Raw genomic sequence first — 24,990 nt, forward strand, 5'->3', positions numbered from 1 at the left:
GATCGGCTGGTGCGCCGACCTGGTGGCGGGGATGGTCTCCGGCCTGTTGGCGGAGCGCTGGAATCCCGCGGATGTGGACGTGTTGGCCTCCGGTGTGGACGCCGGCGGTCGGAAGCTTCCGTCGAACGCGTGGATGGCGCTGCGACGCTTGGGCTGGACCGCCACCGCGGCCGAGGGTGTGAGGGTCAATGACCGGATCGTGCGCATGGCGCAGGAGCAGGCGGGGCGCATTCTGCGTTCGGCGTCGTGGCGTGCTGATCTGACCGCTGGGGTGCTGGCGACGTGGCCGGCCGATCCGCGTAAACGCACCCCGCAGGAGTGGGAGCAGCTTCGGGCGTCGATCCCTGGCGGGCAGCATCTTCCATCGAGCGTCATCAAGTCCCGCACCCGGCAGGCCGCCAGGTTCCTTGCCGTCAATGGCCGTCTGCCGGTGGATGTGTTCGAGTTGGAAGGCGTCCCACGGGTCGCGCGGATGCTGCTGTTGGCCGCGTGTGACCGGCAGCAGGCCAGCATCGGACGCAGCGACACCGACCCTCAGAGGGTGTTGCTGCGCTTGCAGCTTCCCACCCGTCCGGATCCGCGATCGTATCGGGATTGGACGTGGGTGGCCTGTCCGATCATGCTGCCGCCCACGGTTCCCGCGGGCGCGGTGGTGCACCTGCCCAGCCTCCGCCTCACCGGCAGGCAGGTACGCGCCGATGTCGCGTACACGCACGTTGTGCCGAAGGTCCGGCGGACCGGTCACACGGTGGCGCTCGGGGTGGACTGGGGGCTGAACACTCTCCTCAGCGCGGGAGCCCTGCGGCTCCACGAGGGCGGGCGGATCACCGCGTTGGGGGCGGGTGGTCAGTTCCGGGCCGTCGGGATCCTCGCCAAACAGCACCGCCTCCGGCGGCTGTCCGAGCGGTTGCACGGCAAAGCTGACCACTACCAACGGCTCGCCGGCCGTGACGAGCGGCATCAGCTCGCGGGCAAGCTTGCGGTGCTGCGTGACGAGATCCGGCACGTCTCCGCACGCCGCCAGAATCTGAACGCCGCGCTCGCGTGGGCTGCCGCCAGGTGGGCCGTGGACCAGGCGATCGCCGCCCGGGCGAGCGTGATCTATGTGGAAGACCTGCGGTCGTTGGAAGCACGGGGCATGGGCGCCACCCTGAATACCCGTCTGTCGCAGCAGGTGCGCGGGCAGATCGTCGACCGGATGCGGCACCTCGCCGCCGAGACCGGTATCGCCGTGGTCACCGTCCCCGCGCGGAACACCTCGAAGCACTGCCCGCAGTGCCTGACTCCGCTGCAGCATCGCAAAGCCCCCGACAAGCCGACGGTGACGGGCTGGAAGTGGGCTGTCTGTCCCCACCAGTCCTGCCGGTGGCAGGGCGACCGCGACCAGGGTGCCTGGCGGCGGATCGCCGCCCGCGGCCTGGCCCATCAGGCCAAGACCGTCATCGACAAGACCAGCGGGCACATGGTCATCCGCGCCGTGGTCGACAAACTCGAAGCGGCAGCGGTCATCACGAAGACCCGCCGGGCCGACCGGTCGAAGGCTGGTCCCACCCGGCGCAAGGCATCACGCCCCGCGCCCAGGCGACGCGGGGCACCCTCCCCCACCCGGCCTCACGGCTCGGCGGGTAAGCGTCCGGAGGGACACGCACCAACGGACCGGAGGCTGCCCCGCGCAGCCCACCGACACCAGGGCGTGACAACGATCAGCACACCCACCACCGGCCACCAGCCACGCGGAGCCGCCTTGGGCGCGGGATTCCACTTCCACGCCCACGCGACCCCACCACGGTGGGAAACGATCCCGGAAACCCAATCCGACTAAGGATCACAAAGCTGATCAGGGACGCTGCATCGGAACACCCCGAAGGTCCTCCGATTCCACCTCGGCATGCTCTGCTGGGGTGGCCTCTGCGTCTTCGCGGGCTGGCTCGCCGAGGTCACCGACCGGGGCTGGCCGCCGTTCTACTACCTCGGCGGCATCGGCTTGCTCATCTGGGCAGTCTGCGGGTTGGTCGCGCTCCACTGGACCTTCCACGTCGACGTGGACAGCTCCGGCCTGACGGTGCGCTGCCTCGGTGCGACGACCAGGCTGCCCTGGGCGGCGGTCGAGGCCGTGACCGTGCGGAAGGCCGGCGACAGCTGGTCCAGCCCGATCCTGGAGATCCGCCTCGCCCCCGGCTTCAAGCTCCGGCGACGATGGGGTGCGGAGCGGGCCGGCCGCCGCACCTACCAGCTGCTCAGCCTCGACGACTTCACACTGCCGCCGGAAGAGGTGATCGCCGTGCTGCGCCGGCACGGGGGCGACGGCAGGGTGGACGCCGACGAGTACCTGTCGCACCGGGACGGCCGCCGGCGGCTCGCGCGTTTCCTGGCCGAGCAGGCGGTGGCCGAGCCCGGACGGCCCCGTTCCCGTCCCCGCCGTCGACCGGTGACCTGGACGGTGCTCGCCCTCCTCGTCGGCGGCCTGGTGGCGGCCGACGGGCCGTACCGGGACCGTCCGCCCGCGGCGGCCTCCGCTGGTTCGGACGTCGATGTGGCGGGCGATGCGCCCACGCCGACCGGAGTCGCCTCGCCGGTCGTCGGCCCGTCGGCGCCGTCGGTCGCGCCGAGCCGACCCGTACGCGTCGCTGCCGTGGTCTACGAGGTGATCGGCCAGGGCAGGGCATACGTCATCTACCGCGATCCCGCGCAGCCGTCCTCGGTGGTGCTGCCGGCCCAGCGGCTCCCGTGGCGGGTCGCGCTGCCGCGCCAACCCGTGGACTTCGTCCTGGTGAGCGCAAGCCGCGACGAGCACTGGTCCGGCCCCCGGACCGTCCGGATCCTGGTGGACGGGGTCGAGGTGTGCGCGAAGAGCGACGAGGGCGTGTACCGGTCCGCGAACTGTGATGCCCTGATTCCGGCCGGCTGAGCCACGGTGAGCAGGGCGACGAGGGCGGCTCCCCCCGGGACGGGGCGGTGCCCGCCCGGCACGTGACCGGACGGGCACCGTCGTCGCCAGCCTCCGGATGGGACCCGGCCCCGCGGTGGTTGACGATCAGGGCACGTCGGGCCGCCCGACGTACGACCACTTCGACCCGTCCGGCGAGAGCCAGACGCTGTACTCGTTGTTGTTGGTCGTGATCGCGTAGCCGCCGCCGGGGAGGGCGTGGGCCCCGCTGCCGAGGGACGGGCCGACCCGGGTGAAGCTGGCACCCTGGTCGGTGCTCCGCCAGGTCGCCGTGTCGCTGGCCAGGATCAGCGAGCCCTCCCTGGTCGGCAGCACCGTCAGCAGCGGTCCGCCCAGGTCGACCTCGGCTCCGGTACGCCAGGTGGCCGCGCCGTCGGTGCTCACGTGCACCCGTACCCGCTTGTCGAGTTTCTCCAGCGCGTAGACGGTCCGGCCGTCGGCGGTGTGCAGCCAGTCGCTGCGGAAGCCCCAGCCGGCGGGTGGCGGGGCGGAGATCTCCTCCGGCAGCCGGCGCTTGTCCCAGGTACGCCCACCGTCCCGGCTGACCATCACGATCGGCCAACTCTTCCGCCTGAATCCGCCCGACGGCAGGGGGCTCGGGACCGGCTCGGCCTCGTCGGTGAGGATCCACAGACCGAGGCCGTCCGGCAGGTCCAGTGGCTGCTCGTGCGCCACGCGTGGCAGTGCGGCCAGGGCGATGTCACCGGTGGCCGGGTCGAAGGCGACCATCATCGGCTTGAGACCGGGACTCAACCCCGCGTTCAGGTGCGGCCAGCCGGCGGGAAGGGCGTCGGCGGTCCGGATCGTGGGGCGCCGCCAGGTGGCACCGGCGTCGATGCTGACCCAGTAGGTGTCCGGCTCAAGGAGCAACTTCTTCCCCTGCTCCTCGGGTAGCTCGCGCACCCGGGCGAGCATGTTGTCCCGCGCCACCAGCGTCGTGCCGTGCGCGGCCACGATGGTCCCGTACTTCGGGTCGACGACCAGTCCCTCGGGCATCCGGAGCTTGCGCCAGGTGCGGCCCCGGTCCGCGCTCGCGGCGAGCATCCGGGTGCACCGGCCGTCCTGGCAGTCCTGGTACTCCAGGTAGAGGTGGTCCAGGTCGCCGACCATCATCCGGGTGAACATGCCGGTCAGCGGTTTGTCCGGCTCGGCCACGTTGTAGTGGCCGGGGGTGACCTGGACGTAGCTGGGCTGCGGGGCCGGCGTCCGGGACGAGCCGTCCCAATCCGCCGTCCACGGGCCGATGCTCGGGCTGGGCCTGGTAGCGGGGGTGGGCGCGGCGTCATGGCGGGTGGCGACGGTCGCCGTGCCGCCGGCCAGCAGCACGCCGACCGCGACCGCGGTCGCGCCGAGCACCCGGGTACGCCGGATCCGGCGGGCCCGCGCCTCGACGTCGGCGAAGTGGGGCCGGAACGCCTGGTTGACGTCATTGGTGAGGCCGGGAAGGTCGAGGTCGGTCACGTCGACGTCCCGCAGGTGGGGGTCAGACATGGCTCTTCTCCCTGTCCTGGTCGTGAAGGTGCTCGGCGAGTGCGCGACGGCCGCGCACGAGGCGGGTCTTGACGGTCTCCACGCTGCAGCCGAGGGTGGCGGCCACCTCGGCGACGGGCAGGTCGGCGATGTGGTGCAGCACGACGGCCTCCCGGGTGGCCTGCGGCAACCGTTGCAGCGCGGCGACCAGCGCGACCCGGTCGGGGGAGACCGGCGGTACGGTTTCCGCGGGCCGGAGCCGGCCGGAGCGGGCGATCCGGTCGAAGAGGGCCCGCCGGCGGTGTCGGGACCGGGCGGCGTTCACGGCCACCCGGCGGAGCCAGGCTTCCGGGCTGTCCACGTGGCGCAGCAGGCTCGGGCGGGCCAGCACCTTGGCGAAGGCCTCCTGCACCACGTCCTGCGCTTCGGCGAAGTCGCCGGTCATCGCGTACACCTGGGCGACCAGCCGGCCGGCGGTGGCGGCGTAGAGGTCGCGCAGGTCGAGTTCTCCGTTCAATGGCACTCCCTGCCAGCGGCGGATGTCATGGAAGGGACTCCTGGGAGACCCGCCAGGTGACACCCGTTCCGGCGGAAAACCGACGGGGGCCGGTCCCGGGTGGGACCGGCCCCCGTGCGGGGCGTCGCGGCTCAGGGCTTCCAGGAACCGGCCGTCTTCAGCCGGTGCTCGTACTCCAGGGTGCCGTTCTTGTCCTTGACGTCGAAGACCAGCTGACCGGTGCGCTTGCTGCCGGTCGCCAGGTCGTTGCCCGAGCCGAGCAGCTTGCCGCAGCCGGAGAAGGCGCCCGCGACGCCGCTCTCCTCGCTGCCGTCCGTGCCGATCCACTTGAAGTAGAACGGGTTGATCGTGCCGGTGCCCTTGGTGACCTCGGCGGTCACGTCGGCGATCAGGTACATGCCGTTCTTCGGCCCCGGCATGTACGCCTCGCAGGCCTTGGTCTTGGTCCGGAAGTTGCTGACCGTGATCTCGACGGTGCCGTCGTCGTCTTCGATGATCAGCGTGTCGCCCGGCTTCATGTTGAACGTCTCGCCGTCGGTCTGGTCCGCCTCCGGCGTCGGGTCCGTCCCGCTGGTGGGCGCGTCGCCGTAGGTCACCGCCGGGGTGGGGAAGCTCTCCACCGCGTCCTGCGCCTTCTTGGCCCCGCTGTAGATGGCGAAGATGCCCCCGCCGCAGCAGAGCAGCAGCAGGACCGCCGCGATGATGCCGACGATGATCCAGACGTTCTTGTTGGACTTCTTGGCCGGCGGCGCGGCGAACGGCTGCCCGGGCGCCGGCGGGTACGGGCCGCTCGGCGGGTACGCCTCACCCGGCTGATACGCCCCGGCCGGCGGGTACGGCGCCCCGGAGGCCGGGGGCTGCGGCGGGTAGCCCGCGCCGGAGGCCGGGGGCTGCGGCGGGTAGCCCGCGCCGGAGGTCGGCGGCTGCGGTGGGTAGCCCGCGCCGGAGGCCGGGGGCTGCGGCGGGTAGTCCGCCCCGGAGGCCGGCGGCTGCGGCGCCTGTGGTGCGCCGGCGACCTGCGGGAACGGCGTGGTCGGGGGCTGCGGGGCGGCTGGCGGCGGATACGGCGCCCCCGAGGCCGGCGGCTGCGGGGCCCCGGAGACCGGCGGCTGTTGCGCCCACGGGCTGTCCGGCGTGGGCGGTGGCGCGTACGGGCTGCCCGGCACCGGCGGCATCGGCGCAGTGGGGTACGCCTGGGTCGGCGGTTCCGGGGGTTGCTGGTTCGGGTCCTGCGGCCCGAACGGAGGCTGAGGGTGGCTCACCATGCTCCTTGGCGCCTTCGAAGCTCTTCAGTTTCGGGACGACGGTACAAGCCCGCCGCCAAGCCGACCGCCGGGACCTCAGCGGAGTCCCAGTACGGCGGCGCTGCGGACCAGATCCGCGTCCACGGCGAACCGTCCGGTGATCGACGCCGGCGGATCGGCGACCGGGGCCGCGGCGAGCCGCGCCGGGGCGATCCGGGCGGTGAACGTGCCGGCGTCCGGGTCGAGCGTGACCCGGGCGTCGTGGAAGTCCAGCCAGGTCCCGACAACCGGGTGCCAGACCTTGTAGACGGTCTCCTTGATGCTGAACACCACGGTCGGCCAGGGGACGCCGGCCGGCAGCCGGGCCAGGTCCGCCTCCTCCTCGGCCAGGCAGATCGCCCGGCGTACCCCCGGGTTGAGCTCCCGGTGGCGCTCGGCGTCCATGCCCACCGAGCGGACGTCGGTGGCCCGGGCGGCGGCGGCCGCGCAGTAGCCCCGGGTGTGGGTGATGCTGCCGACCACGCCGACCGGCCAGATCGGGGACCGGTCGGATGCCGAGGTGACCGCGACGGCCGGCAGCCCGAGCCCGGCCAGGGCGCGGCGGGCGCACATCCGGCCGGCGGTGAAGTCCCGGCGCCGGCTCTCCACCGCCCGGTCGCTGAGGCAGGCCGACTCGGCGGGGAGCAGCCTGCCGGACCAGTCGTCGGGGCCGGCCACGGCCACCGCGACCACCGGCGGCAGGAGGTCACGCATCGTCCGCCCGCGACGCGCGTTGGCACAGGTGGGGAGGAAGTTTCCCGCCATCGGGGAGGTGCGCGGCGGCCATGGACGGTCAACGTACCGCAACGATGTAACGCCGGAGTGTCCCGGGACGCTGTAGGGGCATTCTGGGGGGCAACGGTCGACAGTGAAACGTCCATATCTGAAGGGATATGCCGATGGCGCCTGGTGCGAAGGCGTCGGGATTCCAGCCGGACGAGCACGCGCCGGTGACCCCCGACTGGACCTGCGGCTCCTGCGGCGACGACTGGCCGTGCGCCACCAAGCGGACCCGGCTGTTGGCCGAGTACCAGGTGGACCGCGCCTCGTTGAGCGTCTACCTGGGCTCCTGCCTGGCCGCGGCCACGAAGGACCTGCGAACCGCGCCGGTGTCGTCGCTGCAGGACCGGTTCATCGGCTGGGTGCCGCGGCAGCCGCGTCCCTTTTGACCGGCGCCCCCGGTGGCCGCCGCGCTCGGGTTCGCGGCGGCCACCGGTGGCGGGTCAGGGCCGGCGGGGCCGCCGGGTGAGCGCGAAGCCCACCACGCCCGCCACGGCGGCGAGCACCCCGCCGGCGCTGGTCCAGACCCAGCGCGAGCCGGCCTCCGGGAGCCAGCCGGTGAGGTTGAACTCCTCCTCGGCGACCGGTTCGGGCGTCGGCTCGGCGGTGAGCAGCGTCCCGGCCCGGGTGTTGGGCACCAGCGGCGCCGCCAGCTCGCCGTCGTCGCCGGACGCACCGCCCTCGCCGTCGACGCTGACCAGCAGGTCCACGTCGATCGGCAGGCCCAGGTCGGGCTCCGGCACGTCGGTGACCGAGAGTCGGACGTAGTAGGTGCCGGGCAGCGGGTCGCCGGACCACGGCTCGGCCCAGGGCCGGACCCGGCGCAGCGTGCAGCCGAGGCTGACGCTGGTCGCCGTCGCGTCGGCGGTCGGGGTCTGCGCGCCGGCCGTGCAGGCCTGCCGGCGGCGCAGCCCGTCGAAGACCTCGACGGTCCAGGTGGACGCGCCCGTGCGGCCCTTCGGGAAGGAGACGGTGCCGGCGACGTGGTGGGTCTGCCCGGCCTCCGCCCGGAACGACCAGTAGAGGTGGTCGCCGGTCGACGCACCGACCTGGACCGGCTGGCCGGCGGCGATGGCGGTGGCGGTCAGGAACGAGGTGCCGGCCTTGGTGACCGTGGCCGCCCCCGGCGACGGCGTGGCCGCCCCTGGCGATGACGTGGGCGCGGCCGAGGCGGCGGCCGGGGCGAGGGTCAAGCCGACGGCGGCCAGCGCCGCCGTGGCGCGGATCAGCGTACGCATCCTCAGTTCTCCCTCCAGGTGGCCACCCACCAGCGGGTGAGCAGCCCGGCGACCAGCCCGGTGACCAGCCCGGCCAGGGTGAGCAGGAGCAGCAGGGCCCAGCCCCGGCCGAGGTCCGGCCCGTCCGGGGCGGGGGACGCGGCGACCACGTCCACAGTCAGCTCCACCGGCATGCCCGGGGTGACCTGGGTGCCGGGCCGGGCCGCGAAGGAGTTGCTGACCACCAGGCACACCGTCTCGGCGGTCTGCGTGCCGCTCGGGCTCGGGGTGGGGGTGTCCTCGGCCGCGGACCAGCGCAGGCCGGTGGAGACCACGTCGGTACGCCCGCTGCCGGCGTCGACGCCCCGGACGAGTTCCCGCCCGTCCGCCGCGGTGGCCCGCAGCAGTACGCCGTAGTCGGGGTTGACCGGCCGGTCCAGCGCGACGCTGACCGAGGCCCGCAGCTCCTGCCCGGGACGCACCGGCACCCGGTACCAGCGGTGCTCGGAGAACGCCTCCCGGTCGGCGTAGACGCCCGGCCCGAGCAGCGGGGCGTTGCCGCACTCAGCCGACCCGCCGACCACCGTCGGGGTGGCGGTGTAGGTGTCCCGGGCCCGGTCCACGAGCTGCTTGATCCGGCCGGTCAGCTCGTCGGCGCTCTGCGCCGCCGTGTAGGTGCCGCCGGTCGCCCCGGCGATGCAGAGCAGCTGCCGGCGTACCTTCTCGTCGGGGGCCAGGCCGAGGGTGTCGACGACCAGCTTGGTGCCCTGGGCGGCCAGCTCGCGGGCCACCTCACAGGGGTCGGGCGGGGCGCAGGTGTCCTCGCCGTCGGTGATCAGCACGATCCGGCGGGCGGTGCTGCCGGTGCCCAGGTCCTGCGCGGCGGAGCGCAGCGCCAGCCCGACCGGGGTGAACCCGGTCGGCCGGAGCGTGGCCACGGCCGCCTTGGCCTGCGCACGGTCCACCGGGCCGACCGGCACGATCTGCTGGGTGTCCAGGCAGCCCTGCTTCTTGTCCTTGCCCCGGTAGGTGGCCCCGAGCACCCGGATGCCGAGCTCGGTCTCGTCCGGCAGCGCGTCCACGACCTCGTTGAACGCCTGCTGGGCGACCGAGATCCGGCTGCGCCCGTCGATGTCGCGGGCCCGCATCGAGCCGCTGACGTCGAGGACCAACTCGACCTTGGGTGGCTCGGCGGGGGTTTCGGGGGTGTCATCGCCGGCCCGGGCGGGCGCCGGACCGATCAGCGCGGTCGCCGCCAGCAGTCCAATGAGGACGGCCGCCGATCCTCTCTTGTTGATCACCGGGCGAAGTGTAGTGAGATCCACTTTGGATGATCATCCGGGTGGTGGCCAGCCCCCGGCTCATCGAACGGAAGGTGTACGGCCACCGGGAGGGGCTATCAAGGCGAATAGGGCGACATGTCCGAACTTCTGAGGTCGCCCGGCGGCAGATATTTCGTCATTCGCATATCCGGATTGCGAGTCCGAATAGGTACCGAACGGGGCGAACGCTGCTTTCGTGTTCATGCCCGCCCAAAGAGGGGGAAGTCTTCGGAGATCATCTCCGCCTCGCGTCTCGGCGCAGCCCGGAAAGCGCTCCCCTTGGCCTCCGGGGTCGGACAGGGGACCAAGGGCCGGCGCGGAACGAAGCCGTAAGGATCTCGTAATGTCTTCGCGCCATGACCGTGGGTTAGCTGTCGTGGGCGAATCATCCTCGCCGGGGTCCGTCGGTCGGGAATCTGACCTGTGACGACCAGTTGTGCGGGTGATCCGGCGTGGTTAAGCTTCTTCTGCGCGCCCCAATCGCCCGCTTCCCCCGTGGCAGGCGATCGGGGCGCGCTTCTTTGTGCCCCGCACCCGCCGGGGTGTCAGATCCAGCGACCGTCCAGCCACATCCGGGCGGACCAACTCGCGTAGGTGATCAGCCGGCCCACGAAGACCGGGTAGAAGTAGGCGAAGCAGAGTCCGACCAGCAGCACGTACGCGCCCGCGATGATTCCGCCCACCAACCGGCGGTCGGCGACGTCCCGCTCGCTCGGCGGGGCCGCCGTGGTCGGGGCGGCAGCCGGTGCCGGCGAGGCGATCGCCCCCAGCACGTAGGTCACCGCCAGCACCAGGAACGGCAGCGCCGGCGCGGCGTAGAAGGAGAACATCGTCCGGCCGTCCAGCGCGAACCAGAACCAGGGCAGCAGGCCGGCGGCCACGCTGAGCAGGATCGCCCCGGCCCGCCAGTCCCGCCGGGCCAGACCCAACCAGGCCAGCGCCCCCAGCGCGGGCAGGAACGACCACCAGAGCAGCGGGGTGCCCAACAGCAGGATCTCACTCGCGCACTGCGGCGCGCCGCAGTTGCCGTCGCCGGACCAGTAGAAGGCGACCGGCCGGCCCAGCAGCAGCCACTGCCACGGCCAGGACTGGTACTTGTGCGGCTCGTCGAGCTGGGTGTGGAAGCCGTACGCGGCCTTGTGATATTCCCAGAGGTTGATCAGCGGCCCGACCACCGGGGTGTCGCTCAGCCCCGGGGTGTTCGGGTAGCGGCTGGCGAGCCGGTAGTAGCCGTCGTCGGTGAACAGCCAGCCCGACCAGGTGGCGACGTAGGTGGCCACCATCAACACCCCGGCCAGCAGCAGCCAGGGCAGCTCGTCCAGCAGGGCGTCGCGCCACGGGTGGCGTACCCCGGCCGAACGGCGGACGCCGACCTCCCAGAAGATCACCAGCAGCGCGAAGGCCGGCACGAAGTAGACGCCACTCCACTTGACCGCACAGGCGCAGCCGAGCAGCACCCCCGCGGCCAGCCGCCACCAGGGCCAGTTGCGCCAGCCGGACGGCGGCCGGCCGGCCCGCCCCGGGGTCGACGGGTCCAGCCCGGCGTCCAGGGCTCGGGCCCACCGGCGTCGCCGGGCATCCCGGTCCAGCACCAGCGCGCCGAACGCGGCCAGCACGAACAGCAGCAGGAAGATGTCGAGCAGCGCGGTGCGGGAGAGCACCAGGTGGAAGCCGTCCAGGGCGAGCAGCAGGCCGGCCGCGCAGCCCAGCGTGGTGGAGCGGAACATCCGCCGGCCGATCCGGACCAGCAGCAGCACCGACAGGATGCCGGCGACGGCCGCCGCGATCCGCCAACCGAACTCGGGAGCGGTGGTGGTCAGGTGCCCCGGCACGGAGATCTTCGTCTCCGCGTCCTGGTAGCCGAAGGCCCACTCACCGAACCCGATCAGCCACTTGCCCAGCGGCGGGTGCACCACGTACGACGGGCCGTTGTCCTTGTAGTTCCACTCGACGCCCTTGTCGATCAGCCCGTACGCGTCCCGGGCGTAGTAGATCTCGTCGAAGATCTTGCCCTTGGGGCCGCTCAGCCCGACCAGGCGCAGGATCGCCGCGATCGCCACCACGATCGCCGTGGCCAGCCAGGCGTGCCCGTCGAGGCGAGCGTCGAGGGTGGCGAGTCGCCGCCGGACGACAGCCGGGACGCCCGTCGCCCCGCCCTGATCGGCGATGGGCAGGCCGGTGGCCGTCCGGTCCGCTCCGGCCCGTCCGGCGTCCGCGCTCTGTGCTGTCGAGGCACTCGTCACCCGGCGATCGTAGGCTGCGAAGGTGCCCGGTGGCGCCCGTCGTCTCCGAGATTGGCACGGCTGTCGATGAAGGAGCGCACTCCGTGGGTGAAATGTCCGAGGTCGGGCGGGTGGTGCTGCTCGGCGCGCCGCTGGGCAACCCGGCGGACGCGTCGGCCCGGTTCCGCGAGGTGCTCGCCACCGCCGACGTGGTGGCCGCCGAGGACACCCGGCGGCTCACCCGGCTGGCCCGGGACCTCGGGGTCACCGTGGCCGGCCGGATCGTCTCCTACTTCGAGGGGAACGAGGAGCGGCGTACCCCGGAGCTGGTCGACGTGCTCGGCGCCGGCTACACCGTCGCGCTGGTCACCGACGGCGGCATGCCCAGCGTCTCGGACCCCGGCTACCGGCTGGTCCGGGCCGCCCTCGACGCGGGCTTCCCGGTCACCGCGGCCCCCGGGCCGAGCGCGGTGACCACCGCGCTGGCGCTCTCCGGGCTGCCCTGCGACCGCTTCTGCTTCGAGGGTTTCCTGCCCCGCACGCCGGCCGCCCGCCGGTCCCGCCTGCGGGCCCTCGCCGCCGAGGAGCGCACCCTGGTCCTCTTCGAGGCCCCGCACCGGATCGCCGGCGCGCTGGCCGACCTGGCCGCCGCGTTCGGCCCGGACCGACCCGCCGCGCTCTGCCGGGAGCTGACGAAGACGTACGAGGAGGTGGTCCGCCGGCCGCTGGGCGAGCTGGCCGAGTGGGCCGCGGTGGGCGAGCCGCGCGGCGAGATCACCCTGGTCGTAGCGGGTGCGCCGCCGGCCGCCGCAACCCGTCCGGACGACGACACGCTGCGCGCCGCGGTGGCCGCGCGGGAGGCGGCCGGGCTGTCCCGGCGGGACGCCGTCACCGAGGTCGCCGCCGAGTACGGGCTGCGCCGGCGCGAGGTCTACACCGTCGTGCACACCTGACCGGAAGCGCCCCCGGTCAACGCCTGGCCCACAGGAGTCGTCCCTTCCCAACCGGTGTCACCAGGCGGCGGCCAGGAAGCCGACGGCGATCAACACCGGGCCGGCCAGGGCAGCGCCCACCGCCCAGCGGCGGTGCCGCGGGTCCGCCAGCCGGCTCGCGCCCGTCCACCGGGCGATCCCGGCCCCGCAGCACAGCACCAGCAGCAGCCCGAGCAGCCAGCGCAGGTGCCGGCCGACCCCGGCGTCCGCGTACGCGGTGCCGCCATCCGGCCCGGTCATCCGGGCGGGCAGCGCGGTGCCGGTGGCCTTCCGCTCGGCCGGCACGCCGCTGACCCGCACCCCGTGGGCCACGAAGCGGTCCCGGTCGGCGAGGAAGACCCCCCGGCAGCGCTGCGTCAGGCCGCTCCCGGTGCAGGCGGTGATCACCACGGTCCCCCGGCTGGCGTGCCCCACCGCCAGCCAGAACGGCCCCGCGCTCACCCAGGCGAAGAACGCCGCCAGCAGGCCCAACGTCAGCAGCACCGCCAGCCCGGTCAGCGGGTCGCGCGGCTGGGTCGGGCGGGACCGGCGGCGGGTCCCCGACCGGTCCGGCCGCGGCGTCGGCACCTCGCGCAGCGGCGTGCCGTCCCAGTGCACCTCCTCGATCGGTGCCCAGCCGGCCCCGCCGTCACCGGGCGTACCGGCCAGAGGCGTCCGCTGCCGGACCGGCACCCGGCGCGGCACCGCGTCCACCGGCGCCCCGGTGGTCGGCTCCACCTCCGCCGGCGGGTCGAGCCGGGGCTGCGGGGCGGCGGAGGCCCCCCGCGCCGATCCCGCCGTGCCGGTCGCCACGACCTCGCCGGCCACCGGCGCCGGGGCGGGTCCGCCCCGTTCCGGCACCGCTCCGCTGCTGGTCACGCCGTTCATTTCACACCGGTACGCGAGGTCGGACGGGCAGCTCAGGCCGTGTGTCGGCGACAAATCGGACGAGGTGTCGGAGTCGATGCGTGGGACGCGTCCTATTGGTTCGCGGCCGCCCCCGGGCAATCACTAGGCTTGCTGCTCATGAGTCACGTTCTCGCCGCGGTCGCCTGGCCCTACGCCAACGGCCCGCGCCACATCGGCCACGTATCCGGATTCGGCGTTCCCTCCGACGTCTTCGCCCGGTACATGCGAATGGCCGGCCACGACGTGCTCATGGTCTCCGGCACCGACGAGCACGGCACCCCGATCCAGGTGCAGGCCGACGCCGAGGGGGTCACCCCGCGCGAGCTGGCCGACCGCTACAACCGGGTGATCGCCGAGGACCTGCGGGCGCTGGGCCTGTCGTACGACCTGTTCACCCGGACCACCACCCGCAACCACTACGCCGTGGTGCAGGAGCTGTTCCTCGGGCTGCACCGCAACGGCTACATCGTCCCCAAGGTCACCACCGGGGCGATCTCCCCGTCCACCGGCCGCACCCTGCCCGACCGCTACATCGAGGGCACCTGCCCGATCTGCGGCTACGACAGCGCCCGCGGCGATCAGTGCGACAATTGCGGCAACCAGCTCGACCCGATCGACCTGATCAATCCCCGGTCGAAGATCAACGGCGAGACGCCGGAGTTCGTCGAGACCGAGCACTACTTCCTCGACCTGCCGGCCCTGGCCGACGCGCTGCGCCAGTGGCTGGACACCCGGGAGGGCTGGCGGCCCAACGTGCTCCGGTTCTCCCGCAACCTGCTGGACGACCTGCAGCCCCGGGCCATCACCCGGGACCTGGAGTGGGGCGTGCCCATCCCGCTCGACGGCTGGCGCGACCGGTCCGACAAGCGCATCTACGTCTGGTTCGACGCGGTCATCGGCTACCTGTCCGCCTCCATCGAGTGGGCCCGCCGCACCGGCGACCCGGAGGCCTGGCGCAAGTGGTGGTCCGCCGACGGCGAGGGCAAGGACGCCCGCAGCTACTACTTCATGGGCAAGGACAACATCGTCTTCCACTCGGTGATCTGGCCGGCGCTGCTCGGCGGCTACTCGGGTGAGGGCTCGCGCGACGGCGACCCGGGCGAGCTGGGCCGGCTCAACCTGCCCACCGAGGTGGTCTCCAGCGAATACCTGACCATGGAGGGGCGCAAGTTCTCCTCGTCCCGCAAGGTCGTCATCTACGTCCGGGACTTCCTGCAGCGGTACGACGCCGACGCGCTGCGCTACTTCATCGCGGTCGCCGGCCCGGAGAGCAACGACACCGACTTCACCTGGTCGGAGTTCCTCCGCCGGAACAACGACGAGCTGGTCGCCGGCTGGGGCAACCTGGTCAACCGGTCCATCTCGATGGCGGCGAAGAATTTCGGGGCCATCCCGCCGGTCGACCCGGCCGGCCTCACCGAGGCCGACGAGGCGCTGCTCGCCACCGCCCGGGCCGGCTTCACCGTCGTCGGTGACCTGATCGCCAAGCACCGGCAGAAGCAGGCCATCGGCGAGGCGATGAAGGTGGTCGCCGAGGCGAACAAATACCTCTCCGAGCAGGCGCCCTGGAAGCTCAAGGGCGAGGACGACAAGCCCCGGATGGGCACCATCCTGCACGTCGCCCTCCAGGTGGTCAGCGACGCCAACACGCTGCTCACCCCGTTCCTGCCGCACTCGGCGCAGAAGATCCACGAGCTGCTCGGCGGCACCGGCGTGCACGCGCCGATGCCGGTGATCGAGGAGGTGCGGGACCTCGACGGCGGGCCGGCGTACCCGGTGCTGACCGGCGACTACACGGTCGGCGCGCGCTGGGAGTCCGTACCCCTGGCGGTGGGTCGGCCGCTCGCGGCGCCGAAGCCGGTGTTCCGCAAGCTCGACCCGTCCATCGTCGACGAGGAGCTGGCCCGGCTCGCCGGCTGAGCCCGACCGACGACCGCGGCCCCGGGGGACACCTCCCCGGGGCCGCGCCGTCCGCGCCGGTCAGGCGCGCGCCATCGACGGCGCGCCGATGAACTCCATGATCGCCTTGTTCACCTCGGCGGCGTTGGTCCACGGGGTGCCGTGCGGCGCGCCCCGCAGCGTGATCAACTGGCTGCCGGGCAGCATCGGCTGCAACCGTTGCCCGGTCGCCGGGTACGGCAGCACCGCGTCCTTGTCGCCCTGCACGATCAGCACCGGCACGTCGATCCGGCCCAGGTCGCCCCGGAAGTCGGTCTGCCACGCGGTCACGGAGTCGTGGGTGCCCTTCGCCGACGCCCGGGCCCCGATCTCCCAGTGCGCCCGGAACGCCTCGTCGCTGACCAACTTGCCCTTGTTCTCGTCGTAGTTGAAGAAGTTCTGGCAGAACTGGGTCAGGAAGGCGAAGCGGTCGTTGAGGATGGCCTGCTGGAAACCGTCGAAGAGGCTCTTGTCCACGCCCTCCGGGTTGTCCGGGGTCTTCAACAGCATCGGCGCCAGCGGGGCCAGCAGCACCGCCCGGTCCACCCGGCTGGACCCGTACGTGCCCAGGTAGCGGGTCACCTCGCCGGTGCCCATGGAGTGCCCGACCAGGATCGCGTTGCGCAGGTCGAGCTCCGTCATCAGCACGTCCAGGTCGGCCGCGAAGGTGTCATAGTCGTACCCGGCGGTCGGTTGGGCGGAGTTGCCGAAGCCGCGCCGGTCGTAGGTGATCGTCCGGTATCCAGCGTTCAGCAGCGGGATGGTCACCTTCTCCCACGTCGCCCCGTTGAACGGGAAACCGTGGATGAGCACGATCGGCTGTCCGGAACCGTGGTCCTCGTAGTACAGGTCGATGGGCGCGGAGTTCTCCGTGCCGACGGTGATGAAGGGCATCTCGGGTCTCCTGAGCTGGGGTGCCAAACGGACCCCGGCGGATTCCCGCGCCGTCGGCGGTTATGCCGTCCGGTACGGCAGGTCGACCACCCGGTCGTCGGTCACCTCGGGGCCCGGCGCCCACGCCTCGTAGACGCCCCGCTCGTGGCACTGCGCCCCGGTGGCCACCACCGCGTCCGGGTCCGGGCGGCACAACCGCAGCCGCAGCCAGCCCGACTCCTCCCGCAGCACCAGGCAGGGCACCCCGCGCCAGGTGGCGTACCGCAGCCGCCGGGCCACCGACTCCACCGGATACCGGGCCGCCCGGGTCATCGCCAGCACGCGGAAGCCACCCGGTTGGTCGGCCACCGCCTCGTACTCGCTGTCCCCGTACGCGCCGACGAGCTGGGTCGAGCGGGGCGCGTCACCCGTCGGCACGTACTCCTGGTCGGGGGAGAGCCCGGGCACCGCGGCGAGCAGGTGCCGCCACTGCCGCCCGACCAGCCGCAGCCAGCCCCGCTGCTCCGCCTGATACGTGTAGAGCACCACCTCCACCCCGTCCGCCGGGTAGGCGAGCAGGGTGGCGTTCGCGGGCATCGGCAGGTCGGCGAAGTCCCGGGTGACGAACTCCGGGACGAGCTGGGCGGTGCTCGGCACGAACCCGGTGCCCAGCACCGGCGGCCCCAGCCGGTCCCGCGGCGGCAGCGCGGTCAGCCCCTCGTACGCTGATCCGGCCGGCACCGCGTAATCGGCCGGGTCGGCGGCCCGCCAGCGCAGCGCGTACGCCACGTCGCCGCCCTCGCCGTCGCCGCGCAGCACCCCCATCCCGGCCGGCGTACGCAGGTGCGCCACGTCGTGCTCCCGGTAGCAGAAGCCATGCGGCAGCCAACCTCGCACGTAACCGGCGAGCTGGCGGGCGGAGAGCACCTTCACCATCCGGGTGCCCGGCCGGATCACCGCGGAGGCGCGCACCGCGGCGAGCGTCGGGTCGCCGGCCGCGGCCGGCTGCTGGCTGAGCTGGTGCAGGTACGCCCAGCCGTGCGCGCGGTGCACCGGCATCAGCAGCGGCGGGTCCGCCTCCTCGGTCGGCTCGACCGCCCCGTGCACCGCGCTCACCTCGCTGACGTGCACGAACTTCCGCCACGGGTACGCCGCCCCTGGCCGGGGCACCCACTCGAAGCCGGGCACCTCCTCGGCGCTGAACAGCTCGTACGCCGCGCCCCGGGCGATCTCCTCCGCCGGGTGCACCCGGCCCTCGTACGTCACGTGCAGGCCGGTCCGCTCGCCCGCGTCCCCGCTGGCCCGAGGGGTGACACTCATGGGGTCACGACCGGTGCACGGGTCGTCCGCTCGCTGCTGAGCCCGATGGTTCGCTCGCTCCGGTCAGTCACCCCCGCGACGGTAGGTTCGCCCTGGGTAGTGGAGGTGAACACGAGGTGGCGGGCGGGTGGACCCGACCAGTGTGTGATCCTTTGGTTGATGACCGAGCCAACCGAACAGCCGAGCGCGCGGACCGAAACCCGCAAGCAGCGCGCCGCCCGCCGGGCCGGCGAGTTCCCGCCCGCCCCCGAGGCGCTGCCCCGTCCCGTGCTGGACAGCCACACCCACCTCGACATCACCGTCGGCGAGTACGGCGTACCCGGCGGACCCGCCGACGACCCGGTCGGCGCGGCGATCGGGGTGGCCGCCGGCGTCGGCGTGAACCGGCTCGTCCAGGTCGGCGTGGACGTCGAGTCGTCCCGCTGGGGCGCCGACGTCGCCGAGCGCTACGGCGCCGTGCTGGCCACCGTCGCGCTGCACCCGAACGAGGCACCCCGCCTGGCCGACCTGGACGAGGCGCTGCGCGAGATCGAGGCCCTCGCCGCCCGCGACCGGGTACGCGGCGTCGGCGAGACCGGGATGGACTTCTTCCGTACCGGGGACGAGGGGCGGGCCGCCCAGGAGGAGAGCTTCCGCGCGCACATCGCCATCGCCAAGCGGTACGGCAAGGCGCTGGTGATCCACGACCGGGACGCGCACGCCGATGTGCTGCGCATCCTCGACGACGAGGGCGCCCCCGACACGGTGGTGCTGCACTGCTTCTCCGGCGACGCCGACTTCGCCCGCGACTGCGTCCGCCGGGGCTACCTGCTCAGCTTCGCCGGCACGGTCACCTTCGGCAGCGCCGGGTCGCTACGCGAGGCCGCCGCGGTGACGCCGGTCGACCAGCTGCTGGTGGAGACCGACGCCCCGTACCTGACCCCGATGCCGCACCGGGGGCGGCCGAACGCGTCGTACCTGATCCCGCTCACCGTCCGGTCCCTGGCCGCGATCACCGGGGCTGACCTCGACGAGCTCTGTGCGGCGATCTCCGCGACCGGCGACCGGGTCTTCGGCCCGTGGTGACCGGAGGAGCCCTGGAGAAGGGTCCCCTCCGGTCAGGCCGGTGCGGGCGCATACGCTACGGGGCGTGACCGGTCTCCTCGGCCCGGCGGAGATCCGGGAGCTCGCCGCGCGTCTCGGCGTGACGCCGACCAAGAAACTCGGCCAGAACTTCGTGCACGACCCCAACACCGTCCGCCGGATCGTCACCACCGCCGGGCTCGCCCCCGACGACGTGGCGCTCGAGGTGGGGCCCGGGCTCGGCTCGCTCACCCTGGCCCTGCTCCCGGTCGCCGCGCACGTGCACGTCGTGGAGATCGACCCGGCGCTGGCCGCCGCGCTGCCGGAGACCGCCGCCCGGTTCGCCGGCCCGGACGCCGCCCGGCTCACCGTCCACCCCGCCGACGCGCTCCGGGTCACCGCCGCCGACCTCGGTGCGCCCGCCCCCACCGCGCTGGTGGCGAACCTGCCCTACAACGTCGCCGTGCCGGTGGTGCTGCACCTGCTCGCCGAACTGCCCAGCCTGCGGCATGGGCTGGTGATGGTGCAGAAGGAGGTCGCCGACCGGCTCGTCGCCGGTCCCGGCTCCAAGGTGTACGGCGTCCCGTCGGTCAAGCTCGCCTGGTACGCCCGGGCCCGAGCCGCCGGTAAGGTCCCGCCGAACGTGTTCTGGCCGGTGCCGAACGTCGACTCCGGGCTGGTCGCCTTCACCCGCCGGGAGCCGCCCCGCGCCGACGTCCGCCGGGAGGCGGTCTTCGCGGTGGTCGACGCGGCGTTCGCGCAGCGCCGCAAGACCCTGCGCGCCGCCCTTGCCGGGTGGGCCGGCGGCGCCGACCGGGCGGCCGCGACGCTCACCGCCGCCGGCGTCGACCCGGGCGCCCGTGGCGAGTCGCTGACCGTGGAGCAGTTCGCCGCCATCGCCGCGTCGGCCCCGACGGTCCCCGCCGCCGCCCAGTAGGCTGGGCGCCGTTGCCCGACCCCGCCGAGGAGTTGATCGTGGAGAAGCCGTTCGACATCCGCCTGCGCCCACGGGACATCGCCCTGTGACCGAGGCCTGGCGACCGGACGACGAGGACGAGCAGCGGCGCGGGGCCAGCGGGCCGGTGAAGGTCCGGGTGCCCGCAAAGATCAACCTGCACCTCGGGGTGGGGCCGCTGCGCCGGGACGGTTTCCACGAGCTGAACACCGTCTACCACGCGATCTCGATCTACGACGAGCTGACCGCCCGCCGCGGCGACACCCTCACCCTCACCATGGAGGGCGAGGGCGCCGGCGAGCTGGCCCTGGACGACTCCAACCTGGTGATCAGGGCCGCCCACGCCCTCGCCGGATACGCGGGCGTCCCGCCGCACGCGCGGCTGCACCTGCGTAAGCAGATCCCGCTCGCCGGCGGGCTGGCCGGCGGCAGCGCCGACGCCGCCGCCACCCTGGTCGCCTGCGACGCGCTCTGGGGCACCGGGCTGTCCCGCGACGAGCTGGCCGGCATCGCCGCCGACCTCGGCTCCGACGTGCCGTTCCTGATCCACGGCGGTACCGCGCTGGGCACCGGCCGGGGCGAGGCGGTCAGCCCGGTGCTGGCCCGCCCGACCTCATGGCACTGGGTGGTGGCGATCGCCGAGGGCGGCCTCTCCACCCCCGCCGCCTACCGGGAACTGGACCGGCTCCGCGACGCCGGCACCGCCGGGGCGCCGCTGGGCAGCACGGACGCGCTGCTCGCCGCGCTGCGCCAGCGCGACCCCCGGGTGCTCGCCGCCGCCCTCGGCAACGACCTCCAGGACGCCGCGCTCACCATGCGGCCCGCCCTCACCGAGACCCTCAAGGCCGGCGAGGCGGCCGGCGCGCTCGCCGGGATCGTCTCCGGTTCCGGGCCGACCTGTGTCTTCCTGGCCGCGGACGAGACCCACGCCGGGCGGATCGCGGCGGAGCTGTCCGCCGCCGGGGTCTGCCGGGAGGCCCGCGTCGCCCACGGCCCGGTGGCCGGCGCCCGCGTCGTCTGACCTGCCGGGGCCGCCCTGGCCCGCTCTGGCCTGGCCTGGCCCGGCCAGGCCTGACCGGTCGGGCAGGGAGCTGGCCCGGCCCGGCCTGGCCCCGCTGACCGGTCGAGCAAGATCGACTCGGCGTCGCCGATGTGGCGGTGTCACGGTGGCCCGGACACCGCCAGGTCGGCGACCTGGCGGAACAAACCGGGCGTCCGGGATCGTTGACCCTCACCGGGGCCGACGTCCGGCCCGCGTACCCTGAGGGGCCAGGCGTCCTTAGGTGCCCGCCGGCACCGGGACGCCTTGATCATGAAAGGTGGGATAGTGGCCAACATCGTCAACCTGGACCGGGTGTCCAAGGGGTACGGCGCTGCCGGGCCGCTGCTCACCGACGTCTCGCTCGGCCTCGACGACGCCGACCGGGTCGGCGTGGTCGGCCTCAACGGCGCCGGCAAGTCCACCCTGCTGCGGCTGCTCACCCGCACCGAGGAACCCGACGACGGCCGCGTCACCCACCGCCGCGACCTGCGCGTGTCCTGGCTGCCGCAGACCCTGAACCTCGCCCCCGAGGCCACCGTCCGCGACGTCGTCCTCGGCACCGCGTGGCTCGGCGAGAGCATGGGCGCCGAGCACGAGTGGGCCGGCGACGCCGGCGTGCGCGCCATCCTCGACGGCCTCGGCATGCCGCACCTCGGCCTCGACGCGCCCGTGGGCCCGATGTCCGGCGGCGAGCGCCGCCGCGTCGCGCTCGCCGCACTGCTGGTCCGCGACGCCGAACTGCTCATCCTCGACGAGCCCACCAACCACCTCGACGTCGGCGGCGTCGACTGGCTGGCCCGGCACCTGGTCACCCGCAAGGGCGCCCTCGTCGTGGTCACCCACGACCGGTGGTTCCTCGACGCCGTCTGCACCAGCACCTGGGAGGTCGCCGACCAGACCGTCCGGGCGTACGAGGGCGGCTTCGCCGCGTGGACCCTCGCCCGGGCCGAGCGGCAGCGGGTCGCCGCCGCCACCGAGGCCCGCCGGCAGAACCTGCTCCGCAAGGAGATCGCCTGGCTGCGCCGCGGCGCGCCCGCCCGGACCTCCAAGCCGAAGTTCCGCATCGAGGCGGCCAACGCGCTCATCGCCGACGTCCCGCCGCCGCGCGACAACACGTCGCTGCAACGGCTCGCCACCGCCCGGCTCGGCAAGCAGGTGTACGACCTGGACCAGGTCACCCTGCACGCCGGCCCGAAGGAGATCCTGCACGACGTCACCTGGCAGGTCGGCCCCGGCGACCGGGTCGCCATCCTCGGCCGCAACGGCGCCGGCAAGACGACCCTGCTGCGGATGCTGGCCGACGTCACCCGCCCCGACGGCGGGCGCCTCACCACCGGGCAGACCGTGCGACCCGCCTTCCTCTCCCAGGAACTCGCCGAACTCCCCGGCCACCTGCGCGTCCTCGAGGCCGTCGAGGAGGTGGCCCGGCGCGTCCAGCTCGGCGACCGGGAGATCAGCGCGGCCCAGCTCGCCGAGATCTTCGGCTTCGACGACCGCCGGCTCTGGACCCCGGTCAGCGACCTCTCCGGCGGCGAGCGCCGCCGGCTGCAGATGCTCCGCCTGCTCGCCGGGGAGCCCAACGTGCTCCTCCTCGACGAGCCCACCAACGACCTGGACACCGACACCCTCGCCGCCCTGGAGGACCTGCTCGACTCCTGGCCCGGCACGATCGTGGTGGCCAGCCACGACCGGTACCTGATCGAGCGGGTCGCCGACGTCGCGTACGGGATGTTCGGCGACGGCCGGCTCGTGCACCTGCCCGGCGGCGTCGACGAGTACCTGACCCGGGCCGCCGCGGGTGGCGGCCCGGCCCCCGCCGACCTCACCCCGGGCATGTCCGCACCGCCCCGCGAGGGCTTGTCGGCCGCCGAGGTACGCACCGCGAAGAAGGAACTCGCCAAGCTGGAGCGGCAGGTCGCCAAGCTGGAGCAGAAGGAGGCCGACCTGCTGGCCCAGCTCGCCGCGCACGCCACCGACTACGCCAAGGTCGCCGAGCTGGACGCCCAGCTGAAGGAGCTGCGGGCCGAGCGGGAACGCACCGAGGAGGCCTGGCTGACCCTCGCCGAGGAGCTGCCGGCCGGCTGACGCCGACACGGGGTGGGGGGTGTGCGGCGTCACAGCCCGGCGTACGGGACAATCGCAGGCGACCCCTCATCCAAACGGTCTTGGAGACGCTGAGATGGCCCACACCCCCGTCAACCACCCCGCGCGGCCGATCTACCGGGCGATCGGCGGGCTCGTTGGTCTGTACTTCGTCGTCTTCGGCGTCCTCGGCGTCATCGCCAGCGTCGGCAACGACTTCTTCGCCCAGGACGACACCACGGCCCTCGGGCAGGGCACCAACCTCGGCTTCTCGCTGGTCGCGATCGTCCTCGGCGCCCTGATCCTGCTCGGCACCGTGCTCGGCCGGAACCTCGACGTGATGATCAACCAGTGGCTGTCGTACGCCCTGATGGTCCTCGGCCTGGCCGAGCTGGCGTCCCTGCGGACCGACGCCAACATCTTCAACTTCAGCGTCGCCACCGTCATCGTGACGCTGGTCCTCGCCCTGGTGCTGCTGATGGTCGGCATGTACGGCAAGGTCGGCACCGACGAGGAGCGGGAAGCCTTCGAGAAGGCTCGTCTCGTGCTCTGATTTGCGCTCTGGTTTCCGCCGGAGCCCGACCCGCTCCGGGCGGTCACGCTTGATCCCTCCGCGGGTCGGGCTCCGGCGGAACCTCGATGGTCACCGCTGGTGCCGCCCCTGCTGCCCGGTGGTGAAAGATCTTTTGTTGGTGGCCCGGCTTCGGCCGGGCCTTCGGCGTTTGGGGGACAGGGTCGGACAGTGCGGGTGACAATAGCCGTGAATTGGTCACCTGGCTGGAGGGTCCCATGCCGCACTTCCCGGTGAACCATCCCGCGCGGCCGCTCTACCGGGTCCTCTCCGGGATCATCGGTCTCTACATCCTGGTCTTCGGCGTGTACGGCGTGTTCCTGACCGCCGGCGAGTCGCTCTTCGGCCGGGGCAGCCACTGGGCGCTCGGGCTCCGGACCAACCTCGCGTTCTCGATCGTCTCGGTGCTGTTCGGCGCCTTCCTGCTGATCGGCGCGTCTCGCCGCACCAACCTGGGCCACTACATGAACCTGACCGCCGGGGTGGTCTTCCTGGTCACCAGCATCGTGATGATGTCCGTACTGCAGACCACGGCGAACATCCTCAACTTCTCGATGTCGACCGTCATCGTGTCGATGCTGTTCGGGCTGATCCTGCTCGCCACCGGCCTCTACGACAAGGTCGGCCCGCCCGAGCACGCCGAGGATGAATTGCGGCGCCGCCGCCACTCGGTCGCCTAGCGCGGCGACGGGCCCGCCAGCTCACCCCGGCTTGCGGGACGTGATCAGACCGGGCTTCGCCTCCAGGTGGGACAGGCCGTTCCAGGCCAGGTTCACCAGGTGCGCCGCGACCGTCTCCTTACGCGGCTTGCGCACCTCCAACCACCAGCGCCCGGTCAACGCCACCATGCCGACCAGCGCCTGCGAGTACAGCTCCGCCAGCTTCGGGTCGTACCCCCGGCTGGAGAACTCCGCGCCCAGGATGTGCTCCACCTGGTGCGCCACATCGTTCATCACACTGCTGAAATTGCCCGTCGCCGACATCAACGGCGACTCCCGGACCAGCACCCGGAACCCGCTGGTCTCCTCCTCGATGTACGTCAGCAGCGTCAACGCCGCCTGCTCCAACAGCTCCCGCGGATGCCCTGCGGTCAACGCCGTGGTGATCCGGTCCAGCAGCGAGCGGACCTCCCGGTCCACCACCACCGCGTACAGCCCCTCCTTGCCGCCGAAGTGCTCGTAGACCACCGGCTTGGAGACCTTGGCCCGGGCGGCCACCTCCTCGATCGAGGTGGCATCGAAACCGCGCTCGGCGAAGATCTGCCGCGCGATCGAGATCAACTGCTCGCGGCGCTGCGCCGCGGACATCCGCACCCGCGACGACGACTTCGCCGGGACCGTCCGCCGCCGGGCCACACCGGCCTTGTCGCCGGGAACCTCGGTCATCTCGTCACCTCGCCGGCGCTCGGTGCCGCCCTGCCGGGGGAGCTGCGCGCTCATGTGGTCACCTCCCGGACCCGCAGCCTGGCGTCGCGGCCGCCGCGGATCCGGCCGCCGGGCAGGCCCGCCG

General features: G+C 73.2%; 22 protein-coding genes. 11 read left to right on the forward strand and 11 right to left on the reverse strand.

Features of this window, described 5'->3' with window-relative positions; genetic code table 11:
- Together ACY34I_RS14100 and ACY34I_RS14105 are read left to right on the forward strand one after the other, a co-directional pair.
- Positions 1 to 1,822: zinc ribbon domain-containing protein (locus ACY34I_RS14100; protein ID WP_462755489.1), on the forward strand; the 1,822-nt coding region annotated here is incomplete at its 5' end.
- A 66-nt stretch (positions 1,823 to 1,888) separates the two neighbouring features.
- On the forward strand, positions 1,889 to 2,908 hold the full coding sequence (locus tag ACY34I_RS14105) for a PH domain-containing protein (RefSeq protein WP_462755491.1): 1,020 nt from the start codon (positions 1,889 to 1,891) through the stop codon (positions 2,906 to 2,908).
- Between the two features lie 126 nt (positions 2,909 to 3,034).
- Here the strand turns inward: ACY34I_RS14105 and ACY34I_RS14110 are convergent, their stop codons facing one another.
- From ACY34I_RS14110 to ACY34I_RS14125, 4 genes are all read right to left on the reverse strand, one after another.
- Positions 3,035 to 4,438: a WD40/YVTN/BNR-like repeat-containing protein gene (locus tag ACY34I_RS14110; protein ID WP_462755493.1), complete on the reverse strand. Its 1,404-nt coding sequence runs from the start codon at positions 4,436 to 4,438 to the stop codon at positions 3,035 to 3,037.
- Entirely contained in the window at positions 4,431 to 4,934 is a 504-nt protein-coding gene (locus ACY34I_RS14115; RefSeq protein ID WP_462755495.1) for an RNA polymerase sigma factor, read from the reverse strand. Before ACY34I_RS14115 ends, ACY34I_RS14110 begins: the two co-directional genes overlap by 8 nt.
- 131 nt (positions 4,935 to 5,065) lie before the next feature.
- Positions 5,066 to 6,196 carry a DUF4352 domain-containing protein gene (locus ACY34I_RS14120; RefSeq protein ID WP_462755497.1) on the reverse strand — a complete coding sequence of 377 codons (1,131 nt, stop codon included), beginning with the start codon at positions 6,194 to 6,196 and terminating at the stop codon, positions 5,066 to 5,068.
- Between the two features lie 78 nt (positions 6,197 to 6,274).
- A complete protein-coding gene (locus ACY34I_RS14125; RefSeq protein WP_462755499.1) occupies positions 6,275 to 6,931 on the reverse strand; it encodes a 4'-phosphopantetheinyl transferase family protein in 657 nt (218 codons plus the stop codon).
- Between the two features lie 185 nt (positions 6,932 to 7,116).
- On the opposite strand from ACY34I_RS14125, the gene ACY34I_RS14130 reads away from it, so the two are divergent.
- Positions 7,117 to 7,386 carry a hypothetical protein gene (locus ACY34I_RS14130; RefSeq protein WP_462755501.1) on the forward strand — a complete coding sequence of 90 codons (270 nt, stop codon included), beginning with the start codon at positions 7,117 to 7,119 and terminating at the stop codon, positions 7,384 to 7,386.
- Positions 7,387 to 7,440: 54 nt separating this feature from the next.
- Here ACY34I_RS14130 and ACY34I_RS14135 read toward each other — a convergent pair whose 3' ends face one another.
- The 3 genes from ACY34I_RS14135 to ACY34I_RS14145 form a co-directional block, all read right to left on the reverse strand.
- Positions 7,441 to 8,235, reverse strand: a complete 795-nt coding sequence (locus ACY34I_RS14135) for a peptidase (RefSeq protein WP_462755503.1) — start codon at positions 8,233 to 8,235, stop codon at positions 7,441 to 7,443.
- Positions 8,236 to 8,237: 2 nt separating this feature from the next.
- On the reverse strand, positions 8,238 to 9,515 hold the full coding sequence (locus ACY34I_RS14140) for a VWA domain-containing protein (RefSeq protein ID WP_462755505.1): 1,278 nt from the start codon (positions 9,513 to 9,515) through the stop codon (positions 8,238 to 8,240).
- Positions 9,516 to 10,081: 566 nt separating this feature from the next.
- Positions 10,082 to 11,779, reverse strand: coding sequence for a dolichyl-phosphate-mannose--protein mannosyltransferase (locus ACY34I_RS14145; protein WP_462755507.1), 1,698 nt, complete (start codon positions 11,777 to 11,779; stop codon positions 10,082 to 10,084).
- A gap of 92 nt (positions 11,780 to 11,871) precedes the next feature.
- Here ACY34I_RS14145 and rsmI point away from each other — a divergent pair, with 92 nt between their 5' ends.
- The gene (gene rsmI / locus ACY34I_RS14150) at positions 11,872 to 12,711 is read left to right on the forward strand and encodes a 16S rRNA (cytidine(1402)-2'-O)-methyltransferase (protein WP_462755643.1); all 840 of its coding nucleotides are present in this window, start codon (positions 11,872 to 11,874) and stop codon (positions 12,709 to 12,711) included.
- A 57-nt stretch (positions 12,712 to 12,768) separates the two neighbouring features.
- Here the strand turns inward: rsmI and ACY34I_RS14155 are convergent, their stop codons facing one another.
- Positions 12,769 to 13,617, reverse strand: coding sequence for a hypothetical protein (locus tag ACY34I_RS14155; protein ID WP_462755509.1), 849 nt, complete (start codon positions 13,615 to 13,617; stop codon positions 12,769 to 12,771).
- A gap of 138 nt (positions 13,618 to 13,755) precedes the next feature.
- On the opposite strand from ACY34I_RS14155, the gene metG reads away from it, so the two are divergent.
- Positions 13,756 to 15,558, forward strand: coding sequence for a methionine--tRNA ligase (metG, locus tag ACY34I_RS14160; protein WP_462755511.1), 1,803 nt, complete (start codon positions 13,756 to 13,758; stop codon positions 15,556 to 15,558).
- A 60-nt stretch (positions 15,559 to 15,618) separates the two neighbouring features.
- Here the strand turns inward: metG and ACY34I_RS14165 are convergent, their stop codons facing one another.
- Both ACY34I_RS14165 and ACY34I_RS14170 read right to left on the reverse strand, forming a co-directional pair.
- Entirely contained in the window at positions 15,619 to 16,470 is an 852-nt protein-coding gene (locus ACY34I_RS14165) for an alpha/beta fold hydrolase (RefSeq protein WP_264998479.1), read from the reverse strand.
- Between the two features lie 60 nt (positions 16,471 to 16,530).
- Positions 16,531 to 17,769 carry a hypothetical protein gene (locus ACY34I_RS14170; protein WP_462755514.1) on the reverse strand — a complete coding sequence of 413 codons (1,239 nt, stop codon included), beginning with the start codon at positions 17,767 to 17,769 and terminating at the stop codon, positions 16,531 to 16,533.
- Between the two features lie 159 nt (positions 17,770 to 17,928).
- On the opposite strand from ACY34I_RS14170, the gene ACY34I_RS14175 reads away from it, so the two are divergent.
- The 6 genes from ACY34I_RS14175 to ACY34I_RS14200 all read left to right on the forward strand — a co-directional run bounded on the left by ACY34I_RS14175 (position 17,929) and on the right by ACY34I_RS14200 (position 24,161).
- Positions 17,929 to 18,834, forward strand: a complete 906-nt coding sequence (locus ACY34I_RS14175) for a TatD family hydrolase (RefSeq protein WP_462755516.1) — start codon at positions 17,929 to 17,931, stop codon at positions 18,832 to 18,834.
- Positions 18,835 to 18,898: 64 nt separating this feature from the next.
- Positions 18,899 to 19,768 carry a 16S rRNA (adenine(1518)-N(6)/adenine(1519)-N(6))-dimethyltransferase RsmA gene (gene rsmA / locus ACY34I_RS14180; RefSeq protein WP_462755517.1) on the forward strand — a complete coding sequence of 290 codons (870 nt, stop codon included), beginning with the start codon at positions 18,899 to 18,901 and terminating at the stop codon, positions 19,766 to 19,768.
- Between the two features lie 85 nt (positions 19,769 to 19,853).
- Positions 19,854 to 20,807: a 4-(cytidine 5'-diphospho)-2-C-methyl-D-erythritol kinase gene (locus tag ACY34I_RS14185; RefSeq protein WP_462755518.1), complete on the forward strand. Its 954-nt coding sequence runs from the start codon at positions 19,854 to 19,856 to the stop codon at positions 20,805 to 20,807.
- Positions 20,808 to 21,113: 306 nt separating this feature from the next.
- Positions 21,114 to 22,913 carry an ABC-F family ATP-binding cassette domain-containing protein gene (locus ACY34I_RS14190; RefSeq protein ID WP_462755519.1) on the forward strand — a complete coding sequence of 600 codons (1,800 nt, stop codon included), beginning with the start codon at positions 21,114 to 21,116 and terminating at the stop codon, positions 22,911 to 22,913.
- Positions 22,914 to 23,007: 94 nt separating this feature from the next.
- Positions 23,008 to 23,463: a DUF4383 domain-containing protein gene (locus ACY34I_RS14195; protein WP_462755520.1), complete on the forward strand. Its 456-nt coding sequence runs from the start codon at positions 23,008 to 23,010 to the stop codon at positions 23,461 to 23,463.
- A gap of 236 nt (positions 23,464 to 23,699) precedes the next feature.
- A complete protein-coding gene (locus ACY34I_RS14200; protein ID WP_462755521.1) occupies positions 23,700 to 24,161 on the forward strand; it encodes a DUF4383 domain-containing protein in 462 nt (153 codons plus the stop codon).
- A 21-nt stretch (positions 24,162 to 24,182) separates the two neighbouring features.
- On the opposite strand, the gene ACY34I_RS14205 is transcribed toward ACY34I_RS14200, so the two are convergent.
- Positions 24,183 to 24,866: a TetR/AcrR family transcriptional regulator gene (locus ACY34I_RS14205; protein ID WP_148803815.1), complete on the reverse strand. Its 684-nt coding sequence runs from the start codon at positions 24,864 to 24,866 to the stop codon at positions 24,183 to 24,185.
- Positions 24,867 to 24,990: the final 124 nt, after the last annotated feature.

The organism is Micromonospora sp. RTBAU3-60 (genome assembly GCF_054963695.1).